A 3,681-nucleotide genomic window follows, 5' to 3' on the forward strand; every position below is an offset into this window, starting at 1 on the left:
GAGCCGGTGACGGTGCTGCCGTCCCCCAAGGTGACGATCACGCCGTCGTCCGTGCGCTTGACGGCCTCGGCGCGGGAGCGGGAAAGTACGCGCAGGCCGCGGCGGGCGAAGACGTCCTCGAGCACTGCGGCAGCGTCGGAATCCTCGCCGGGGAGCACCTGGTCGCGGCTGGAGATGAGGGTGACCTTGGAGCCGAGGCCGTTGAAAGCGGAGGCGAACTCGGCGCCGGTGACACCCGAGCCCACCACGATGAGTTCTTCGGGCAGCTCGTCCAGGTCGTAGATCTGGGTCCAGTTCAGGATGCGTTCGCCGTCAGGCTGAGCTGTGGCCAGCTCGCGCGGATGGGCACCCACCGAGATGAGGATGGCGTCCGCCTTGACGATCTCGTGAGTTTCACCGCGGTCCACTTCAATGGTGCGGTTATCCAGCAGCCGACCCGTGCCGATGATGATCTTCACGCCCAAGGATTCAAGGCCGCGGCGGATGTCAGTGGATTGTTCGCGGGCCAGGCGCATGACGCGTTCGTTGATGTGCAGCAAGTCGGCCTTGATGACCTTCTTGGGGTTGCCCTTGGACGCTTTGAAGCTCACACCCAACTCGGTGGATTCAACACTGCGATTCATGGCCTCAGCCGTGGCAATGAGCGTCTTGGACGGGACCACATCCGTCAGAACGGCTGCACCACCGAGTCCTGCGCGTTCGATGATAGTCACTTTGGAACCCATCGACGCTGCAACGAGGGCGGCTTCATAACCGCCCGGGCCGCCGCCGAGGATCGCAAGGCTGGGAAGGGCAAAGGGCTTGGAGGCATCCTGATCGCTGGTCACAGTTGTTCATTCTCGCCTATCTAAGGTGTGGTACCAACTTTCGTCTGCTGTGTCACCTCCTAACAGCCGCAGTTCCCGGGAGGATCGGCCACGGGCAGGTATGTTTGTGACATGAACAACTCAGACACTTTTCCGGCCGGGGACCCTACAGCCCTGGCAGCATCAGCGGCGGCATTTCTGGCCAAGGCCACCGGAGTTGAACGGCACGACCTGGCGTTGGTGCTGGGATCAGGCTGGGGCGGTGCGGCCGGGCTGATCGGTGAAACCACAGCTGTGGTGCCGGCCGAGGACGTGCCCGGCTTCAGTGCGCCGTCAGTCCCGGGGCATGTTGCCAGCTTGAGCTCCGTGCGCACGCCCGATGGGCGCAACGTGCTGGTATTGGGCGCCCGCACGCACTTTTACGAGGGCAAGGGCGTGCGGTCCGTGGCGCACGGGGTCCGCACAGCGGCCGCGGCCGGCGCGAAAATAGTGGTGCTGACCAATGGTTGCGGCGGGTTGAATCCGGAGTGGACGCCCGGCACTCCCGTGCTGATCAGCGACCACATCAACTTGACGGCAGCGTCGCCGCTCGAGGGTGCCACGTTCGTGGACTTGACGGATTTGTACTCCTCCCGGCTGCGTGCGGTTGCGTTGGAGGTCGATCCCACCCTGTCGCAGGGCGTGTACGCGCAGTTCACCGGCCCGCACTATGAAACCCCTGCCGAGGTGCAGTACGCCAAACGGATCGGGGCCGACCTGGTGGGCATGTCCACCGCCTTGGAGGCCATTGCCGCCCGGGCCGCCGGCATGGAGGTCTTCGGCATGTCACTGGTAACAAACCTGGCGGCTGGCATCAGCACGGAACCGCTGTCCCACGGAGAAGTCCTGGCCGCCGGTGCTGCCGCCGGCCCGCGCATTTCGCAGCTGCTGGCCGACATCATCGCAAAAATCTAGCCGGCCCCATCCTGCGTGCCGCCCCGGTCCTGCATGCTGGCCCGGTCTGCAGATACATTGGTCAGATGAAACACTCTTCTAGCAGTTCAGCAGCAAACACGGCCCTCGAGTCCGCGGCGTTGAGTGAGGTCGCCCTGCAATGGGCCGGGACGGACCCCGAGCCGGCCATGGCTGCGCAGTTGCGTGAATTGGTGGGCCAGTCCCCCACGGACGCCACGGCGGCTGCTGATCTGGCAGATCGCTTTAGCGGCGGACTCCAGTTCGGCACGGCCGGGCTGCGCGCCGCCATGGGGCCGGGCCCCAACCGCATGAACCGCACTGTGGTGCGCCGTGCTGCAGCGGGTGTGGCGGCGCACCTTCTCGATTTGGCTGCCAGGCACGACGCCGGGCCGTACAGTCCGCGCGCCGTCATCGGTTTCGATGCCCGTCACCACTCGAGCGTGTTTGCGCAGGAGACGGCAGCCATTTTCACAGCTGCCGGAGTTGAAACCTTCCTGCTTCCTACGGCCCTCCCCACCCCCGTGTTGGCGTTTGCCGTCCGGCAGCTGGACTGCGAAGCCGGCATCATGGTCACCGCCAGCCACAACCCCGCCCAGGACAACGGCTACAAGGTGTACCTGGGCGGCCGGGCCGTGGCGCCGGAAGCCCGCGGTGTACAGATCGTGGCACCCCACGATGCCCGGATTGCACGGCACATTGCGGCCGTGTCGCAGACGGAGCAAGCTGGTGACACCAGCAACATCCCGCTCGCCGCTGACGGCTGGACGGTGCTGGGTCCAGAACTGCTGGACAGCTACAAGGCCTCGGTGACGGCACTGGCCGACAAGGCCCGCTTCCCGTCCCGGAAGCTGCGGATTGTGCACACGTCCATGCACGGCGTGGGCCATGAAACGGCCTTGGCGGTGCTCGGCGATGCCGGCTTCAAAGACATCCATGCGGTGCCCGAACAGGCCCGCCCTGACCCTGATTTCCCCACCGTTCCCTTCCCCAACCCGGAGGAACCCGGAGCCATGGACCTGGCGTTCGCGCTGGCACAAGAGGTGGGTGCCGACGTCGTGCTTGCCAATGATCCCGACGCGGACAGGGCAGCCATCGGCGCCCCCGACCCAGTCACGGGCCAGTGGCACAAGTTCCACGGGGATGAGGTGGGGGCCCTGCTTGGGGCGCACCTGGCGTCCCGCGGCGGCAGTGTGCAGGCAAGAAAAGAGGAACGACTTGGAGGCATGCGGGCCCGCAAGAAGCGCTCAAAGGCTGCCACCGCCCCGGAGCCCGTGTTCGCCAACTCGATAGTTTCCTCACGCCTGTTGGAGCGCATTGCCACCAGCTACGGATACCCCCATGTTCAGACGTTGACGGGTTTCAAATGGATCTCGCGTGTTCCCGGCCTGACATTTGGATACGAAGAAGCCTTGGGCTATTGCGTGGCCCCGGACGTGGTCCGGGACAAGGACGGCATGTCCGCAGGGCTGCTTGTCGCGGAAATGGCAGCTGCGCTCAAGGCTAAAGGCATGACCCTCTTTGACGTGCTGGACGACCTTGCTCTGCGGCACGGGTTGCATGTCAGCGGTCAGCTCAGCATCCGGGTGGAGGACGTTGGCGAGATCACGGCGATGATGGCCAGGCTGCGCACGGAGCCACCAACCAGCCTCGGCGGTTCCCCCGTGAATCGTTTCACTGACTTGTCCACGGGCACCCCGGAGCTGCCTGCCACCAACGGCCTGCTCTACCTGACGGAGAACAGCACCCGGGTGATCGTGCGGCCCAGCGGCACCGAGCCCAAACTCAAATGCTATTTGGAAGTCATCGTGGACGTTTCCAGCTTGGATCAGCTCCCCGCCGCACGCCAAGAAGCCGCACTCGCACTGGCTGCCGTGGAACGCGACATCAAGGCGGCGCTGGGACAGTAGGCGGCCACCGGCGT

The 3,681-nt window shown here is 65.3% G+C and carries 3 protein-coding genes; 2 read left to right on the forward strand and 1 reads right to left on the reverse strand.

Annotated elements, in window-relative coordinates; all coding sequences use genetic code 11:
• Positions 1-725: FAD-dependent oxidoreductase (locus Q4P21_RS10245; protein WP_303388678.1), on the reverse strand; the 725-nt coding region annotated here is incomplete at its 3' end.
• A 213-nt stretch (positions 726-938) separates the two neighbouring features.
• Between Q4P21_RS10245 and Q4P21_RS10250 the strand changes: the two genes are divergently transcribed.
• The gene (locus tag Q4P21_RS10250; RefSeq protein WP_303388675.1) at positions 939-1,760 is read left to right on the forward strand and encodes a purine-nucleoside phosphorylase; all 822 of its coding nucleotides are present in this window, start codon (positions 939-941) and stop codon (positions 1,758-1,760) included.
• Positions 1,761-1,825: 65 nt separating this feature from the next.
• Positions 1,826-3,667 (forward strand): phospho-sugar mutase, encoded by a 1,842-nt coding sequence (locus Q4P21_RS10255; RefSeq protein WP_303388676.1) that lies wholly within the window; start codon positions 1,826-1,828, stop codon positions 3,665-3,667.
• Positions 3,668-3,681 lie beyond the last annotated feature (14 nt).

It is taken from the genome of Arthrobacter sp., from assembly GCF_030540645.1.
In the GTDB taxonomy this organism is placed as follows: Bacteria; Actinomycetota; Actinomycetes; order Actinomycetales; family Micrococcaceae; genus Specibacter.